A 17268-nucleotide genomic window follows, 5' to 3' on the forward strand; every position below is an offset into this window, starting at 1 on the left:
AATTAAGAGGTAATGGAAATAGAAAATGTTAGACTGCTGGACAAAAAACAGGTGGTTTGCATAATACTTGAGAAGACGCTATTTAGTTCTAGAAGCCCTGTTGATTGGAGTGGAGGGCACGTAGACTCCTGCGGGATTGCAGCGGCAGAGCTGAGACCCCGCAGGAGGTACGACGAGGAGGCTCAGCGCCGCCCCGCGGAAAGCGAAGTGCCTGGAATGGAAATCAACAGCCCCCATTAATAAGCATAGCCCTTACTTCAATGAATTACTTTAACCGCAACACCGGCTTCCTCGGCCATGATCCCTGCTTCCTTTAGTATCCCGAACATTTCCTCATATTGCTGAACGCATTCCTGAAATTTAAGATGTTTGTCTTCTAATTCCTTTATCAGGAGCTTGTTTCTTTCTGCGTGTTTGGCCGATTCCCTCTGCAGTTCTTTTTGTTCATTTATGAGCGGAATTAAGGGCTGCAGCTTTTGAAGGAATGCTATTCCCTTGCTGAGGTCCAGGATATCTCCAGGAGCAGAATCTTCACGATTATCCTGCTTTACAGAATGAGCGTCCTGATATTTCAGCAGACTATTATACCTTGCCCTGCAGGCAGTAGCCGTTCTTGCAAGCTTTTGGGCGGCATCCTCATAGCAGGCCTGTTTCGTATGTCCGTGGTTTGTTCCTTCTTCCATTGCTTCCATCAGGAGCCGGTCTTCGTCGCCAGTCCATTTTTTATTTTTGGCTGTCATGCTCCGTCCTCCTTTTCCGTTATTCCTTTATCGTCACCTGCACAAATGATCTTATTCAACAAAAAGGGCTGTCCCCGAGTGTGGACAGCCCTCTCTGCGAGGTAAGAGTCATTCATTTGCTTTTATTGAGTTTTTCATAAATAGCTGCGAGGGCCTGCTCAAACTTCCCGGTTGTTTTAGGTTCATAATAAGTTTTATTTTTTATTTTATCGGGGAGGTACTGCTGCTTCACCCAGCCGCCAGGATAATCATGCGGATATTTGTAGTCGATTCCTCTTCCAAGCTCTTTTGCCCCTTTGTAATGGGCATCCTTCAGATGCTGCGGCACTTCGCCGCTTTTTCCTGCACGGATATCGGCAAGTGCGGCATCAAGGGCAGAATAAGCTGAGTTCGATTTCGGAGATAAGCACAATTCTATGACAGCGTTGGCAAGGGGTATACGCGCCTCTGGAAATCCGATTCTCTCCGCGGTTTCAATGGCAGCGAGCGTCCGTGCGCCGGCTTGGGGGCTGGCAAGCCCGATATCTTCATAGGCAATGACAAGCAGCCTTCTGCTGATGCTCACAAGATCCCCGGCTTCGATCAGCCGTCCCAGATAATGAAGGGCGGCGTTCACATCGCTGCCTCGTATGCTTTTCTGGAATCCTGACAGCACATCATAGTGGGCATCCCCATCCTTATCATGGGCGAAGCTTTTTCGCTGCAGGCATTCTTCGGCAGTACCGAGAGAAATGCTGATGACTCCATTTTCGTCTTTTTCTGTTGACAGGACAGCCAGCTCGAGAGCATTCAGGGAGCTGCGGACGTCCCCGTTTGAAGAAGAAGCGAGATGGGACAGGGCCTCTTCGTCTATTTTGACTTTTTCATTTCCAAAGCCGTTTTCTTTGTCCTGCAGGGCTCTGAGCAGACTTTTCTTGATATCCTCTTCAGAAAGCGGCTTAAGCTCAAAGATTTGGCAGCGGCTCCTTATTGCGGGATTGATCGCATGGTAAGGATTGCTCGTTGTGGCGCCGATCAGCACGATCATCCCGTTCTCCAGGTAAGGAAGGAGAAAATCCTGCTTGGCTTTATCAAGGCGGTGGACCTCATCAAGGAGGAGAATGACTTTACCGGACATTTTCGCTTCAGCAGCCACAATCTCCATATCTTTTTTATTGTTGGTTACAGCATTCAATGTCCGGAAGGCAAATTGTGTGCTGCCGGCAATGGCGCTTGCTATCGAAGTCTTACCGATTCCCGGCGGCCCGTACAGGATCATGGAAGAAAGCTGCCTTGCCTTCACCATTCTGTATATGATTTTCCCCTCGCCGACCAGGTGCTCCTGGCCGATGATCTCATCAATTGATTTAGGCCTCATGCGGAAGGCAAGCGGCTTGGTATTCATTATGCATCTCTCCAGCCAATTTAGTTGATAGCGGATGAGCGGTTTCCCGATCCGATTCTTATTATTAGTGTACCGCAAATGGGTTTCTAAAGGAAAAAGGAAAGCTCCTGGCGGATGCAGATGGGCGGGGCTTTCTGCATGAAGACAGGAAAATATGCTATAATGTCAAAAGTCTATATAATTACTAAGCATTTTGGTAAAATTTAATATAAAAAGCCATTCTGGCACAGGGAGTAGAAGAAACCAATGATAAGAAATAGAAAAGGGCAGACGTGGCCCCGTTTTGCAGTGTTTTTTTCAGGCCTTCTCATTATGGCCCTTGGCATCGTGCTCCTTATTAAGGCAGAGCTTGGGGCAACACCATGGGATGTCCTCCATGTCGGCCTTTTCTATCAGGCAGGCCTGACGATCGGAAGCTGGTCAATCATTGTGGGGCTGGTCATTCTGACAGCTGCTGCCTTGCTTTCAGGGGAAATCCCCCAGTTCGGGGCATTCCTGAATATGCTTTTAATCGGAGTGTTCATTGATTTTTACATGATGCTGCCTTTCATGCAGACTCCCGGCAGCCTGGCTGGAAAAATAGTGATGCTTGGCGCTGGCATCATCATTAATGCTTATGGAATGGGGCTTTATATCTCCGCCCAATTCGGGGCAGGGCCGCGCGACAGCCTGATGATTGCCCTGGCAGCTAAGACGGGCTGGAAGATCCGCGATGTCCGCGGTGCCATGGAACTGCTGGTCCTGGCTGCAGGCTGGCTGCTCGGCGGACCGATTTTCTGGGCGACAATTCTTTATACGCTAGTCATCGGGCCGCTGGCAGGGCTTGCCCTGCCGCAATGCCAGACATTGACAGATAAATGGCTTGAAAAGCTGCGCAGCAAAAAGGGAGGCATTGGAGCTCCTTCATTAAAAGAACAAGATCGAGGTGCAAGTTCATGAAGATTTCGACTAAAGGCCGCTATGGCTTGACTATTATGATTGAATTGGCTAAAAAGCATGGAGAAGGACCGACTTCCTTGAAGTCTATCGCCCAGACAAATGACCTTTCAGAGCACTATCTGGAGCAGCTGATTGCTCCGCTTCGCAACGCCGGACTCGTCAGAAGCATTCGCGGTGCCTATGGCGGATATGTGCTGGGCCATGAGCCAGCCGACATCACTTCAGGCGATATCATCAGAGTACTTGAAGGGCCCATCAGCCCGGTCGAAGGCATTGAAGACGAAGAGCCTGCGAAAAGAGAGCTTTGGATGAGGATCAGGGATGCTGTCAAGGAGGTACTCGACAGCACGACGCTTGAGGATCTGGCAAACCATACAGACAGCGGCGAATCTGATGCTTATATGTTTTATATCTAGTCCCGGCACCTGCTTTTTGCCAGCGGGCATGATTTTAAAAACACACAGCTGGGCATAGCTGTATAAAAGGAATTCAATTAGAAGGTGAATGGATTGGATAGAATTTATATTGATCATGCTGCAACTTCTCCCATGCATCCGCGCGTCATTGAGCGGATGCTTGAAGTAATGCAGTCAGATTTCGGGAACCCTTCGAGCATCCATTATTATGGAAGAAGTGCACGGAATATTGTTGATGAAGCAAGGGAATCCCTTGCCAGGAGCATCGGCGCGCATGCAGCTGATATTATCTTTACGAGCGGGGGCACGGAAGCTGATAACCTGGCGATCCTTGGAACTGCTGCAGGCCGCCCGGACGGAGGGCATATCATCACAACGGAAATTGAGCATCATGCTGTCCTCCATACCTGCAGGCAGCTTGAACAGCAGGGCTTTGAAGTCACCTATCTCCCTGTAGATGAAACTGGGATTATAAAAGTGGAAGATGTCCGGAAAGCACTGAGGGATGACACGATTCTTGTGACGATAATGTACGGGAATAACGAGGTTGGGACCATCCAGCCGATCAAGGCAATTGGTGCCCTCCTCAAGGATCATCCTGCCTATTTCCATACTGATGCTGTCCAGGCATACGGACTGGAAAAACTGGATGTAAGTGAACTTAATGTGGACTTCCTTTCAGTATCAGCACACAAAATCAATGGGCCAAAAGGGATCGGCTTCCTTTACAAAAACAAGGATGCAAAGCTTTTTTCACCGAGGATGTATGGCGGAGAGCAGGAAAGGAAGCGCCGTGCAGGCACAGAGAATGTTGCTTCCATAGCCGGCTTTCAGGAAGCTGCTGCAATTGTGTCCGAAAACAGGGAGGAAAGCGTACGGAAATACCGTGAATTTAAGCGGGTCTTCATGTCAAAGCTTGAGGAAGCCGGTGTGGAATTCTGTCCGAACGGATTACTTGATAAGACGCTCCCCCATGTTTTAAACTTAAGCTTTCCCGGAACCAATGTCGAAAGCATGCTCGTCAACCTCGATCTGGCAGGGCTAGCCGCATCAAGCGGCTCAGCCTGCACAGCCGGATCGATCGAGCCGTCGCATGTCCTGGTAGCCATGTTTGGAAAGAATTCCGGCAGGCTGGCCAATTCAATCCGCTTCAGCTTCGGATTTACAAATTCCGTGGAGCAGATTGCAAAAGCCGGGGAAGAAACGGCAAAAATCATCCAGAGGCTTAGGAAATAAGCTATCTGTTTATTGGCAATAGCAAAAGGGGAGAAAAAACTTCTCTTCCTTTACGATAAAAGCCGAAACACAAGAGAGGTGAGGAAGATGGCAAAATCTCCTAAAGATACCCGGGTAGTCGTCGGAATGTCAGGAGGTGTCGATTCATCAGTGGCCGCACTGCTTCTTAAAGAGCAGGGCTATGATGTTATCGGCATTTTTATGAAAAACTGGGACGATACGGACGAGAACGGAGTTTGTACCGCAACAGAAGACTATGAAGATGTCATCAGGGTCTGCAACCAGATTGGCATCCCTTATTATGCTGTCAATTTTGAAAAACAGTATTGGGATAAAGTATTTACGTATTTTCTTGATGAATATAAAGCAGGCCGCACGCCAAATCCTGATGTGATGTGCAACAAGGAAATCAAATTCAAAGCGTTTCTTGAGCACGCGCTGAGCCTTGGCGCCGATTATCTCGCAACAGGGCATTATGCGAGGGTGGAGCATGGGGGAAATGGCGTGAAGATGCTGCGCGGACTTGATGAAAATAAAGACCAGACTTACTTCTTGAACCAGCTCACTGAAGAGCAGCTTTCCAAGGTCATGTTCCCGATCGGCAGCATCGAGAAATCCGAGGTCAGGGAAATTGCCAAGAAGGCGGGTCTTGCCACAGCTGCCAAGAAGGACAGTACAGGCATTTGCTTTATTGGCGAACGCAATTTTAAAGAGTTCCTTGGCAACTATCTGCCTGCCCAGCCTGGAAGCATGGAAACGATGGAAGGCGAAACGGTCGGCAAGCATGATGGCTTGATGTACTATACCATCGGCCAGCGCCATGGACTTGGCATCGGCGGTGCGGGTGATCCCTGGTTTGTGATCGGGAAGGATCTGAAGCGCAATGTTTTATACGTTGGGCAGGGCTTCGACAATGAAAAGCTCTACTCAGATTCAATCATTGCTGACAAGGTCAGCTGGGTTTCAAAAGCGCCAGGTGAAACCTTTGAGTGCACGGCAAAATTCAGATACCGCCAGCCGGATAATAAAGTAACGGTCACACTGCTTGAGAATGGACAGGCAAAGGTAACCTTCCATTCGCCTATCAGAGCTGTTACACCAGGCCAGGCTGTCGTGTTTTATGATGGCGAAGTCTGCCTTGGAGGCGGAACGATCGACCGTGTATTCAACAATGAACAAATGCTGACATATGTCGGCTGAGCAAGGCCCCGGTCCAGCTGGAATCGGGGCTTTCTTTTGGAATGAAGGATAGTAAGGGTGCTTTGCCCAAGCGGAAATCAGCCGTATCATTATGATATAATTTCTGCAGACGCCTTTATGGTGCAGTTTTGCTTTTTAAGGAACAGGGTGGACGCTGTCAGTGCGTGCCTCCTTGCATTACATAGATGGAGAGTGGTTCATATGGACAAAAATCAGCATGGAATCGAGCTTATGAGGGAAGGGAAATGGGAGGAAGCGGCCAAGGTCTTTATGGAGGCTATCAGTGAAAATGGCACGGATCCTGTTTCTTATATTAATTTAGGCAATGTTCTCGCCGCAGCAGGGGAAAACGAACAAGCCCTTAAATTCTATGAAAAGGCCATTGAAATTGATGAAAATGCCGCTGCTGCCTATTACAGTGCAGGCAATCTTTATTTCGAAGCAGATCAGCTGGATTCTGCTAAAAATATGTTTGAACAGGCAATGAGAAAGGGGCTCGAATCAGCCGATAACTATTTCATGCTCGGACTCACACTAATGCAGCTGGATCAGGCCAGACTGGCTCTGCCGTACCTGCAAAGAAGCACTGAATTGAATGGGGACGATGCTGAAGCACACTTCCAGTATGGACTATGCCTTGCCCAGCAGGAATTAATTGACGAGGCAATCGTCCAGTTCAGCCGCTGTGTGGAAATTGACCCAGATCATGCTGACGGTTACTACAATCTCGGTGTAGCCTATGGATTCAAGGAAGAAGCTGAAAAGGCGCTTTCTATGTTCGATAAGGCACTGGAAATCCAGCCGGATCACATGCTTGCAGGATATGGCAAAAAATTGATTGAAAAAAGCTGACAAACCGAAGAAATCAGCCTGCTTTAAGGAAGGGGGAATAAATATGGAGAAGCAGGATTCTCTTGATCTGTTTGCCGAACAGGGCAAGTTCATCAAAGGGAAGCATCTCGTGACCATTTTTCATAATGAATCAAATTTATATACGGTTCTCAGGATCCGGGTCGAAGAGACCAATCATGAATATGAAGACAAGGAAGCAGTCATCACCGGCTATTTTCCAAAGGTTCATGACCATGAATCGTATATTTTCTACGGGGAATTCAAGGAGCATCCGAAATTCGGGCTTCAATTCCTGGCGAATCATTTCAGGAAGGATATCCCCCAGACCAAGCAGGGCGTAGTCAGTTATCTTTCCGGCGAGCTCTTTAAAGGCATCGGGAAAAAGACGGCTGAATCTATCGTAGATAAACTTGGGGAGAATGCGATTTCCAGAATCCTTAACCAGCCCTCCCTCCTTGACGAGATCCCGAAACTCCCTTCTGAAAAGGCAAAGCTCCTTTATGACACACTCATGGAGCACCAGGGTCTGGAACAGGCAATGATTGCACTGAATCAGTATGGCTTCGGCCCCCAGCTGAGCATGAAAATTTATCAGATGTACAAGGATGAGACCGTCCAGCTTCTGCAGACCAATCCATACAAGCTGGTTGAGGATATTGAGGGCATCGGCTTCGGCAGGGCGGATGAGCTTGGCTACCAGCTTGGCATTTCAGGGAGCCATCCCGACCGCATCAAGGCGGCATGCCTGTATATCCTGGAAACAGAAAGCATGCAGAACGGAAATGTTTATGTGCACGCCCGCACCCTCCTGGAAAAAGCGAGGGCCCTTCTTGAAGAAAATAAACGCGATCAGATTGAATACAGCTCCATTTCGCAGGAAGTCATCAAGCTCGAAGAAGAAGGCAAGATCATGGCAGAAGATAAGCAGATTTATCTTCCTTCCCTTTATTTTGCTGAAAAAGGGCTTGTAACGAGCATCAAGCGGCTGCTGCAGCAGACGGAGTATGATGAACAATTCCCTGAGTCGGAGTTCCTGCTTGCCCTTGGAAGCCTTGAGGACAGGATAGGCGTGCAGTATGCCCCTTCACAAAAGGAGGCGATCCAGACTGCCCTGATGAGCCCGATGCTTATTCTGACAGGGGGACCGGGAACTGGAAAGACGACAGTCATTAAAGGCATAGTCGAGCTGTATGCTGAGCTGCATGGCTGCTCACTGGAACCAAAAGATTATAAAAAGGAAGAGCCTTTTCCGTTTCTCCTGGCCGCCCCGACAGGAAGGGCAGCCAAGAGGATGTCCGAATCGACCGGTCTGCCTGCTGTAACGATCCACAGGCTGCTCGGCTGGAATGGAACCGAAGGCTTTGACCACCATGAAGACAATCCCCTGGAAGGGAAAATCCTTATTGTCGATGAAACCTCCATGGTAGACATCTGGCTGGCGAACAAGCTGTTCAAGGCCTTGCCGGAAAACATCCAGGTCATCCTGGTAGGAGATGAAGACCAGCTGCCGTCAGTCGGACCCGGCCAGGTGCTGAAGGATCTTCTTCTTTCAGAAAAAGTGCCTACTGTCAGGCTGACAGATATTTACCGGCAGGCAGAAGGCTCATCCATCATTGAGCTGGCGCATGAAATCAAGAAAGGCGGTCTTCCTGATGATATCTCGGTTCAGCAGGCTGACAGATCATTCCTTAAGTGCAGCCCTGCCCAAATTGCCGATGTGGTCGAAAAGGTAGTCCTGAATGCCAGGAAAAAAGGCTACAGATCCAAAGACATTCAGGTTCTCGCTCCCATGTACAGGGGGCCGGCAGGAATTGATAACCTGAATAAGATCCTGCAGGAAATTTTAAATCCCAACCCTGATGGCACCAGGAAAGAGCTTTCGTTCGGCGATGTGAAATACAGGGTTGGCGATAAGGTCCTTCAGCTGGTCAACCAGCCGGAAAATAACGTATTTAACGGAGACATGGGCGAAATTGTATCAGTTTTTTATGCGAAGGAAAACACTGAAAAGCAGGATATGATCGTTGTTTCTTTTGATGGGAACGAGGCAACCTATACGAGACAGGACCTCAGCCAGATTACGCTTGCTTACTGCTGCTCTGTCCATAAATCACAGGGAAGCGAGTTTCCGATTGTCATTATGCCGATCGTCCGGAGCTATTACCGCATGCTCAGAAGAAACCTGATTTATACAGCCATTACGAGAAGCAGGCAGTTTCTCATTCTTTGCGGGGAAGAATCAGCCTTGAGATCAGGGGTACAGAGGGCGGATGAACAGGCAAGGCTGACTTCGCTGACAAAACGGCTTCAGGATGCACTGGGGGAAGCCCCTGAACAGGCTGAACAAGCTGGACAGGAAGAAGCAGGCGAAGAGGGAGAAGACCTTCCATACGAGGTTAAGCTCATGAATGCAGATCCAATGATTGGCATGGGCTCCATCACCCCATATGACTTTTTGGAAGAGAAAGCATAATCCGGCGGATTCCTGAACAGACTGAAAGATATCACTATTTCAGTCATAGAGGTGCACAAATGAGAAAATGGAATCAGGAAAGCGCTCCGAACAATAATCTTCCCGCAGCAGAACTGAAATCATCCGAGCTGACCGGAAACAGTGACGAACTGCAATTTTCTGAAGAGCTTTCAGATGGCGGAGAAAGAAATGAATTCATTGAAAGAGCTGAAAAAGAATGAGAATAGACCTGTCCGGCATAGTGCCTGACAGGTTTTTTTCTGTTATTCAGGTAAATTTTTTGCTTAATAATTCAAGGGCGGGAGCAGACAATAATAAATGTTCGGGAAGGTGGGACGATCTTTGCGGACTTTTTCCTTGCTGAAAGGGATGCCTGTCTTTGACATGGAGAACGGGGCTTCAGTCGGTGAAGTGCATGATATATGCATTTCTCCGGAAGGCAGCATCACCGGCCTTCTCCTCCGCAAAGGCGCATTCCTGAAGAAAAATTTTCTGATTCCCTTTGCATCCATTGCAAGCTTTGGCAGCGGCGGGGTCATGATCAAAACAGCTTCCGGGCTTTCTCCGGTTAAACGCCTTTCCGGGTATACCTTTGAAAATCAGCATCGGATCTGCGGTAAGATGATGATTTCCCGTGAAGGGGAGCAGCTCGGCCTTTTGGAGGATGTATATTTTCTGGAAGAATTGGGCACCATTGTAGGGTATGAGTTATCAGATGGCTTCTTTTCGGATATAACCGAAGGAAAAAAGGTAGTCAATTCAGATGAACCGCCTGCATTTGGAAAGGATGCCATCATTGTTAACGCTAAGAAATAGCCGTTTGCTCTTTCTGAACAGGCTGGCTTGCCAAACAATGCGAGGTGTCCTTCATATGTTAAAATGCCCTAACTGCCAAAGCAAAGATATTGGAAAAATCGGCATCAACCAATATTACTGCTGGAGCTGCTTCATTGAGCTGTCCTTGTCAAAAGGAGTCATCAGCACCCATCAGGTAGAGGAAGACGGGACCTTGAGCTCCCTGGATGACCTGTTTGATGAAGATGACCGCCGCTATATACTATGAAATGAAGAGGTGACAGCATGAACAGATTAATGACAACAGCTCTTCTCATCGGCGCCGGCATGGCAGCCCAAAGTTATATACAAAAAAATGATATCATGTCTTCAAGGCAGATGAAGAAACTGCAGAAAAGTATTGTCCGTTCATTTTCATGATTCTATCCCCCATTCCGGGGGATTTTTGCATATTTTAAGCTTCCTGCTTCACACTACAAAAGAGGTGGGAAAAATGGATATCCGGTTGAAATGGTTTTACAGGCTTGGTTTCCTTCTGCTGCTTTTCATTGTCTTATTCACATTTTTAAAGCTTCAGCCGTTATGGCTTCCAATCATCAGGACGCTTTTCATTATTATCTTTCCATTTGCAGCTGCAGCGTTTATTACATATCTCCTTCATCCGGTAGTTGAGCGGCTCCATGAAGCAGGCCTCCACCGCGGGCTGGCAGTGATTATCATTTATACCCTGTTCTTCGGGGGAGCAGGCTATGCGCTGTACAAAGGGCTTCCGGCCATTATAGTCCAGATCAGGGATCTGGCGGAGCATGCTCCGCAGCTGGCCGACCAGTACCGGGAGTGGCTCCTTCTTCTTCAGGCAAAGACGTCCCAATGGCCTGAGCCGGTGCAGCTTAGGCTTGATGAAGGAATCCAGTCTCTCGAAGCATCTCTTGACAGGCTGCTCTCAAGGGCAATGGCATTTGCCGGGGCTATCCTGAACTTTGCTTTGATTCTTATCATTATTCCGTTTATATCCTTTTATATGCTGAAGGACTTTCTCCTGATGAAGAAAGCCGTCTGGTATCTCACGCCAAAAAAATGGAGGGAAAGCGGAAGCCTGTTCCTGCGGGATGCTGACAAATCGTTGGGAAGCTATATACGGGGACAGCTGCTTGTATGTGCAGTCATCGGTGCATTGAGTTCCCTGTTCTTCTGGATTGCCGGCATAAAATATCCGCTTCTATTAGGCGCAATCATCGGGGCGACAAATGTAATCCCGTATTTCGGCCCGATCATCGGGGCGGTGCCGGCTGTACTGATTGCTTCTACCATGTCAGTGAAAATGATCATTTTTGCTGCAGTCATCGTCATGGTGCTTCAATTCCTGGAAGGAAACATCCTGTCTCCGCTGATTGTAGGCAAAAGCCTGCATATGCATCCGCTCCTCATCATGTTTTCCCTGCTGGCAGGAGGGGAAATTGCCGGTGTTGCCGGCCTTATATTGGCTGTTCCGGTACTGGCCGTCCTTAAAGTAGGCGCCATCCATGCGAGAAGGCATTTTGCATCAAGACCGGCAGCCGAATAGCCTGGCGGCAGGATGAAAATGGAGCCGCCCGAAAAGAACAGATTGACAAATCAATTTTCATATCAGTATAATGCGACTATACGATAATTGAAGATAAGAACAACATGAAGAAGGATCGAGTATGTTATAGACCATCCTGGCATCTCTTTTTTAGGGGTGCACCAGAGAGGAATTCCGCGGCTGAAAGGATTCCGGATGAAGAATAACAGAACGCTAATCCTGAGTGCAGCTAATCCCTGCCGTTCTCCGCGTTAAGGAGCTTGAGAGACGAAAGTTTACTTTCGTAATCAGGGTGGTACCGCGAGCAAGCTCTCGTCCCTGTCCAGGGATGAGGGCTTTTTTTGTTGTTTTTTAGACTTCTTAGCTGCTCTGCTTATAAAGCAATGGGCGGCAAAATAAGATCAGGAGGAAATTCTAATGAGAAATCTTACAGGTTCAGAAATACGCCGGCTGTTTTTGGAATTTTTCAAGGAAAAAGGCCATTCTGTAGAGCCGAGTGCGCCTCTTGTGCCCCACGATGATCCATCATTGCTATGGATCAACAGCGGTGTGGCGACTTTGAAAAAGTATTTTGACGGCAGGGTGATACCGGAAAACCCTAGGATCACTAACGCCCAAAAGTCAATCCGGACAAATGATATTGAGAATGTCGGCAAAACTGCGCGCCACCACACTTTCTTTGAAATGCTGGGGAACTTCTCGATCGGCGATTATTTCAAGGAAGAAGCAATCGACTGGGCATGGGAGTTCCTGACGGATGAGCGCTGGATCGGATTTGACAAAGAAAAGCTGTCAATCACCATCCATCCTGAAGATGAAGAAGCCTTCAGCATCTGGACGAAAAAAATTGGAGTGCCGGAAGAAAGGATCATCCGTCTTGAGGGCAACTTCTGGGATATCGGGGAAGGCCCAAGCGGCCCGAATACCGAAATTTTCTATGACCGGGGACCAGAGTACGGTGATGATCATAACGATCCTGAGCTGTATCCTGGCGGGGAAAACGAGCGTTACCTTGAGGTTTGGAACCTGGTATTCTCCGAGTTCAACCATAATCCGGACGGCACCTACACACCGCTTCCGAAGAAGAACATCGATACAGGCATGGGACTTGAGCGGATGGCATCTGTTGTCCAGAATGTTGCAACAAACTTTGATACAGACCTGTTCATGCCGATCATCCATGCAGTAGAGAAGATTTCTGGAAGCAAGTATGGGGAAAGCAATGAACAGGATACAGCGTTCAAGGTAATTGCGGACCATATCAGGACAGTTGCATTTGCAATCGGGGATGGCGCTCTGCCTTCCAATGAAGGCAGAGGGTATGTATTGCGCAGGCTCCTTCGCAGGGCAGTCCGCTATGCAAAGCAGATCAATATTAACCGCCCATTCATGTTTGAACTGGTAGATGTAGTTGGAGAAATCATGGCAGACTTCTACCCGCAGGTAACGGAAAAGGCTGAATTCATCAAAAAGGTCATCAAGAATGAAGAAGAGCGCTTCCACGAGACTTTGAATGACGGCCTTTCCATCCTTTCATCTGTTATTAAGAAGGAAAAAGAAAAAGGCAGCAATACCATCCCGGGCACAGACGTATTCCGCCTGTATGACACTTACGGTTTCCCTGTTGAACTGACAGAGGAATATGCCGAAGAAGAAGGCATGAAGATCGACCAGGACGGCTTTGAAGCTGAAATGGAAGGCCAGCGTGAACGCGCGCGTACAGCACGCCAGGACGTCGGCTCTATGAAGGTCCAGGAAGGTGTGCTTGGCGATATCAAAACTGAAAGCCGGTTCGTCGGCTATGAGGGGCTTGAAACAAAATCTGCCGTCGCTGTCATCATCAAGGACGGGCAAGTGGCCGAAGCAGCCGGGGCAGGCGAAGAAGTGCAGCTGATTCTTGACCAGACGCCTTTCTATGCAGAAAGCGGCGGCCAGATTGCCGATAAAGGCGTACTTGAAGGCGATGGGGTAAAGGTCATTATTAAAGATGTCCAAAAAGCGCCGAACGGCCAGAACCTGCACAGTGCAGTCGTGAAAAGCGGCATCCTTGAGGCCGGGGCCGTCGTCGCGGCGAAAGTCGACCCGGATTCCCGCAATAAAGTTATTAAGAACCATACTGCTACCCACCTTCTGCACCAGGCTCTTAAGGATGTGCTTGGCACACATGTAAACCAGGCAGGCTCACTCGTAGGTCCGGACCGCCTCCGCTTTGACTTCTCCCATTTTGGGCAAGTGAAGGAAGATGAATTGGAAAAAATCGAACAAATCGTCAATGAAAAGATCTGGAACAGCCTGAATGTCGTCATAGAGAATAAAGGGATCGATGAAGCGAAGGCAATGGGGGCCATGGCATTATTCGGCGAGAAATACGGAGATATTGTCAGGGTGGTCCAAGTCGGCGATTACAGCCTTGAGCTCTGCGGCGGATGCCATGTCCGCAATACGTCGGCCATCGGATTGTTCAAAATCGTATCCGAAAGCGGAATAGGCGCCGGGACAAGAAGGATTGAAGCAGCGACTGGCGAAGCAGCCTACAAGCTCCTTAAGGAACAGGTCAATATCCTGTCTGAAGCTGCAGCTTCACTGAAATCTAGTCCGCGGGATGTAGCTTCCAGGGTGGATGCACTTATCGGCGAAATGAGGCAGCTTCAGCGCGAAAATGAATCCCTTTCAGCCAAATTGGGCAATATTGAAGCTGGAAGCCTTGTTTCAAAAGCGAAGGAAGAAAATGGGATCACTTATCTGGCTGCAAAGGTTCAGGCAGCAGATATGAACAACCTCCGCAATATGGCGGATGACCTGAAGCAGAAGCTCGGTTCAGCAGTCGTCGTACTTGGCAGTGTGAATGAAGGGAAAGTAAATCTCATCGCAGCTGTGACAAAGGACTATATTGAAAAAGGCTATCATGCCGGCAAAGTCATCAAAGAGGTGGCAGCACGCTGCGGCGGAGGAGGCGGCGGCCGTCCGGATATGGCACAGGCGGGCGGAAAAGATCCTGAAAAACTGGAAAGTGCGCTTCAATTTGTGGAAGAATGGGTAAAATCCGTTTGATATCGTTTGAAAGTAGTGTAGAATGTAGGTAACTATTAACATTTGCTGTGCGGGGCCGAAAAGCCGGTACAAGCTTCTTGGCAGATGTGCCGGCTCCGGCCGCAATGCAGAAAAGCGAGGTGTAATGTGATGAGCTCATTTGATAAGACAATGAGATTCAATTTTCCTGAGGAGCCATTTGAACATGATGTAAATGATGTTCTTCTGCAAGTCTATGAAGCACTTCAAGAAAAAGGGTACAACCCCATTAACCAGATTGTCGGGTACCTTCTTTCAGGAGATCCTGCATACATCCCGCGCCATAAAGATGCACGAAATATCATCCGCAAACTTGAACGGGACGAGATAATCGAAGAATTGGTCAAATCGTATTTAAAGCAGCAGCGAGAGGGATAGACTATTATGAGAAGCATGGGGCTGGATGTGGGTTCCAAGACTGTAGGCGTAGCGCTGAGCGATGAACTTGGCTGGACTGCGCAGGGATTGGAGACCATCCGCATAAATGAAGAAGAAAAAGAGTTTGGTTTTGATCAATTAGGTAAAATAATTAAAGAGTACGATGTCAGCACCATTGTGGTAGGCCTCCCGAAGAACATGAACGGGACGATCGGTCCCCGGGGAGAAGCAAGCCAGTTTTTTGCGGGCGAGCTTGAAAGGCTGTTCGGGCTCCCTGTTGTCCTTTGGGATGAACGCCTGACTACAATGGCAGCAGAACGGGTTCTGCTTGAAGCTGATGTAAGCAGGAAAAAAAGGAAAAAAGTAATCGATAAAATGGCTGCTTCCATGATCCTTCAAGGATACCTGGACAGCCGGAAATGATGAGGTGGCATAATGGAACACGGAGAAAAGAACATTACAATCGTAGATGAAGACGGCAACGAACAATTATGTGAGGTGCTCTTCACATTCGACTCTGAGGAATTTGGCAAGTCTTACGTATTATACTATCCTGTAGGAGCAGATGAAGATGATCAGGATGACATCGAGATCCATGCTTCTGCATATGTGCCTGGGGAAAGTGAAGAAGGCGACCTGCTGCCGGTTGAAACAGACGAAGAGTGGGATATGATTGAGGAAATGCTCAATACCTTCCTTGATGAAGAAGAAGGCGAAGAATAAGAGCTTAACCGGTCCTTAAGAGGGGCCGGTTTTTTTCTGTCTTTAGGAAAACTGGTTATTTTAAGGAAAAGAGTGGAAAATTTCCGGTTTTTCGCTAAATTTCGCACGCTGATTTTGAAAGTATAGTATAATAATGCGAGATTATATATAAAGGAACAGGCCAAACAGCCTTAGAATCCTGTACACTGAGGGGGATTAGATGTCTGCTGAAGAAAAGAATTCTAAAAAAGACCTGATTCGGCAAAAGATGCTGGAGCGCCAGAATGAGGCAAAGGTAGTCCGCAAAATTGTGCTGATCATAGCGGCTGTCCTTGTGCTTACAGTCGGTCTGGTTGCCGGAGGAGGCTATTTTTACATAAAGTCGGCACTCGAGCCAACTGATCCGGACAACAAGAAGAAGATTCCCGTTGAAGTGCCGATCGGATCTTCCGTTGGCGAGATCGCTCGGCTGCTGGAAGATAAAGGGCTTATTAAAGATGCCCGCGTCTTCAAGTATTATGTCAAGCTTAAAAACGAGTCCGGATTCATGGCAGGGGATTATCCTCTGAATCCGTCGATGACGATCCCGGAGATTATCGAAAGCTTGAAGACTGGAAAGGTGGTTCAGGAAGCCGTGTTTAAACTGGCTGTCCCTGAAGGCATTCAGCTTGACCAGATATCCGGTATTATTGCGGATCAAACCGGGCAGAAGCAGGAGGATGTTTTTGCCAAGCTTAATGATAAGGAATTCATCAGCACTTTGATGGAACAATATCCAGAGGTGCTGACAGAAGAAATTCTGAATGAAAATATCAAATATCCGCTGGAAGGATATCTTTTCCCTGCAACATACCCATTTTATAAAGAAGATCCATCATTAGAAGAGATTGTAAAGGTTATGCTCGATAAGACAAGAGAGGTGCTGGCCCAGTACATCCCCCAGGCAGAAGAGCAGAATATGACACCGCATCAGCTCCTGACAATGGCTTCCCTTATCGAGGAAGAGGCTACACAGCAGGTGGACCGCAATAAAATCGCAAGCGTATTCTACAACAGGATTGAAGAGGGCATGCCGCTGCAGACTGACCCGACAGTCCTTTATGCAAAGGGCGAGCACAAATCCAGAGTCCTTTATAAGGACCTTGAAGTGGACTCGCCGTATAATACGTATAAAAATACCGGATTGACCCCTGGCCCGATCGCCAACGCGGGCACCATGTCAATTGAAGCGGCCCTTAACCCGGAAGACACGGATTTCCTATACTTCCTTGCCACCCCGGAGGGAGAAGTCCTATTCTCCAACACGCTTGATGAGCATAATGAGAAGAAAGCAGAACATATAAAATAGAAAAGCGGAAAAGCCTTGCTCGATAGAGGAACGCAGACTAATAACGCCACGTCCTGTGGCAAAGTCTGCATGACCCACATCCTGTGGGCCTCAAGCATAAGACAAGCAGGACGGAAGGTTGTTCTTTAACCTTTTGGCCTGATTGGCTTATGACTCGAGGGGCTAGGCTTTG

19 protein-coding genes are annotated in these 17268 nt (G+C 48.2%); 17 read left to right on the forward strand and 2 right to left on the reverse strand.

What is annotated here, in order from left to right; all coding sequences use genetic code 11:
* Nucleotides 1–12 precede the first annotated feature (12 nt).
* On the forward strand, nt 13–240 hold the full coding sequence (locus tag LCM00_RS05705; RefSeq protein ID WP_224898782.1) for a hypothetical protein: 228 nt from the start codon (nt 13–15) through the stop codon (nt 238–240).
* Nucleotides 241–257: 17 nt separating this feature from the next.
* Here the strand turns inward: LCM00_RS05705 and LCM00_RS05710 are convergent, their stop codons facing one another.
* Both LCM00_RS05710 and LCM00_RS05715 read right to left on the reverse strand, forming a co-directional pair.
* A complete protein-coding gene (locus LCM00_RS05710; protein WP_224898784.1) occupies nt 258–740 on the reverse strand; it encodes a hypothetical protein in 483 nt (160 codons plus the stop codon).
* A 112-nt stretch (nt 741–852) separates the two neighbouring features.
* Entirely contained in the window at nt 853–2124 is a 1272-nt protein-coding gene (locus LCM00_RS05715; protein ID WP_224898787.1) for a replication-associated recombination protein A, read from the reverse strand.
* Nucleotides 2125–2370: 246 nt separating this feature from the next.
* On the opposite strand from LCM00_RS05715, the gene LCM00_RS05720 reads away from it, so the two are divergent.
* The 16 genes from LCM00_RS05720 (at nt 2371) to mltG (ending at nt 17096) form a co-directional block, all read left to right on the forward strand.
* Nucleotides 2371–3063, forward strand: a complete 693-nt coding sequence (locus tag LCM00_RS05720; RefSeq protein ID WP_224898789.1) for a YczE/YyaS/YitT family protein — start codon at nt 2371–2373, stop codon at nt 3061–3063.
* Nucleotides 3060–3479, forward strand: coding sequence for a cysteine metabolism transcriptional regulator CymR (gene cymR / locus LCM00_RS05725; RefSeq protein ID WP_224898791.1), 420 nt, complete (start codon nt 3060–3062; stop codon nt 3477–3479). Before LCM00_RS05720 ends, cymR begins: the two co-directional genes overlap by 4 nt.
* Before the next feature lie 93 nt (nt 3480–3572).
* Complete coding sequence (locus tag LCM00_RS05730; RefSeq protein ID WP_224898794.1) at nt 3573–4715, forward strand: cysteine desulfurase family protein; 1143 nt, start codon at nt 3573–3575, stop codon at nt 4713–4715.
* Between the two features lie 87 nt (nt 4716–4802).
* Nucleotides 4803–5915, forward strand: a complete 1113-nt coding sequence (gene mnmA, locus LCM00_RS05735; protein ID WP_224898797.1) for a tRNA 2-thiouridine(34) synthase MnmA — start codon at nt 4803–4805, stop codon at nt 5913–5915.
* Nucleotides 5916–6116: 201 nt separating this feature from the next.
* The gene (locus LCM00_RS05740) at nt 6117–6767 is read left to right on the forward strand and encodes a tetratricopeptide repeat protein (protein WP_224898800.1); all 651 of its coding nucleotides are present in this window, start codon (nt 6117–6119) and stop codon (nt 6765–6767) included.
* A 43-nt stretch (nt 6768–6810) separates the two neighbouring features.
* Nucleotides 6811–9240, forward strand: coding sequence for an SF1B family DNA helicase RecD2 (gene recD2 / locus LCM00_RS05745; protein ID WP_224898803.1), 2430 nt, complete (start codon nt 6811–6813; stop codon nt 9238–9240).
* A gap of 59 nt (nt 9241–9299) precedes the next feature.
* Nucleotides 9300–9461 (forward strand): hypothetical protein, encoded by a 162-nt coding sequence (locus LCM00_RS05750; RefSeq protein ID WP_224898806.1) that lies wholly within the window; start codon nt 9300–9302, stop codon nt 9459–9461.
* Between the two features lie 121 nt (nt 9462–9582).
* A complete protein-coding gene (locus tag LCM00_RS05755) occupies nt 9583–10056 on the forward strand; it encodes a PRC-barrel domain-containing protein (RefSeq protein ID WP_129612096.1) in 474 nt (157 codons plus the stop codon).
* A 55-nt stretch (nt 10057–10111) separates the two neighbouring features.
* Nucleotides 10112–10303: a hypothetical protein gene (locus LCM00_RS05760; protein WP_009796221.1), complete on the forward strand. Its 192-nt coding sequence runs from the start codon at nt 10112–10114 to the stop codon at nt 10301–10303.
* 17 nt (nt 10304–10320) lie between these two features.
* Nucleotides 10321–10455, forward strand: coding sequence for a YrzQ family protein (locus LCM00_RS05765; protein WP_224898809.1), 135 nt, complete (start codon nt 10321–10323; stop codon nt 10453–10455).
* Nucleotides 10456–10528: 73 nt separating this feature from the next.
* On the forward strand, nt 10529–11599 hold the full coding sequence (locus LCM00_RS05770) for an AI-2E family transporter (protein ID WP_224898813.1): 1071 nt from the start codon (nt 10529–10531) through the stop codon (nt 11597–11599).
* Nucleotides 11600–12016: 417 nt separating this feature from the next.
* Nucleotides 12017–14650, forward strand: coding sequence for an alanine--tRNA ligase (gene alaS / locus LCM00_RS05775; protein WP_224898817.1), 2634 nt, complete (start codon nt 12017–12019; stop codon nt 14648–14650).
* Between the two features lie 129 nt (nt 14651–14779).
* Entirely contained in the window at nt 14780–15046 is a 267-nt protein-coding gene (locus LCM00_RS05780) for an IreB family regulatory phosphoprotein (RefSeq protein ID WP_009796225.1), read from the forward strand.
* 6 nt (nt 15047–15052) lie between these two features.
* Nucleotides 15053–15469, forward strand: a complete 417-nt coding sequence (gene ruvX / locus LCM00_RS05785; protein WP_094766997.1) for a Holliday junction resolvase RuvX — start codon at nt 15053–15055, stop codon at nt 15467–15469.
* Between the two features lie 12 nt (nt 15470–15481).
* Nucleotides 15482–15769 carry a DUF1292 domain-containing protein gene (locus LCM00_RS05790; protein WP_009791701.1) on the forward strand — a complete coding sequence of 96 codons (288 nt, stop codon included), beginning with the start codon at nt 15482–15484 and terminating at the stop codon, nt 15767–15769.
* Nucleotides 15770–15968: 199 nt separating this feature from the next.
* Nucleotides 15969–17096 (forward strand): endolytic transglycosylase MltG, encoded by a 1128-nt coding sequence (gene mltG / locus LCM00_RS05795; RefSeq protein ID WP_224898821.1) that lies wholly within the window; start codon nt 15969–15971, stop codon nt 17094–17096.
* The last annotated feature ends 172 nt before the right edge of the window (nt 17097–17268 follow it).

It is taken from the genome of Bacillus infantis (genome assembly GCF_020171945.1).
Classification (GTDB): domain Bacteria; phylum Bacillota; class Bacilli; order Bacillales; family Cytobacillaceae; genus Bacillus_AB; species Bacillus_AB infantis_A.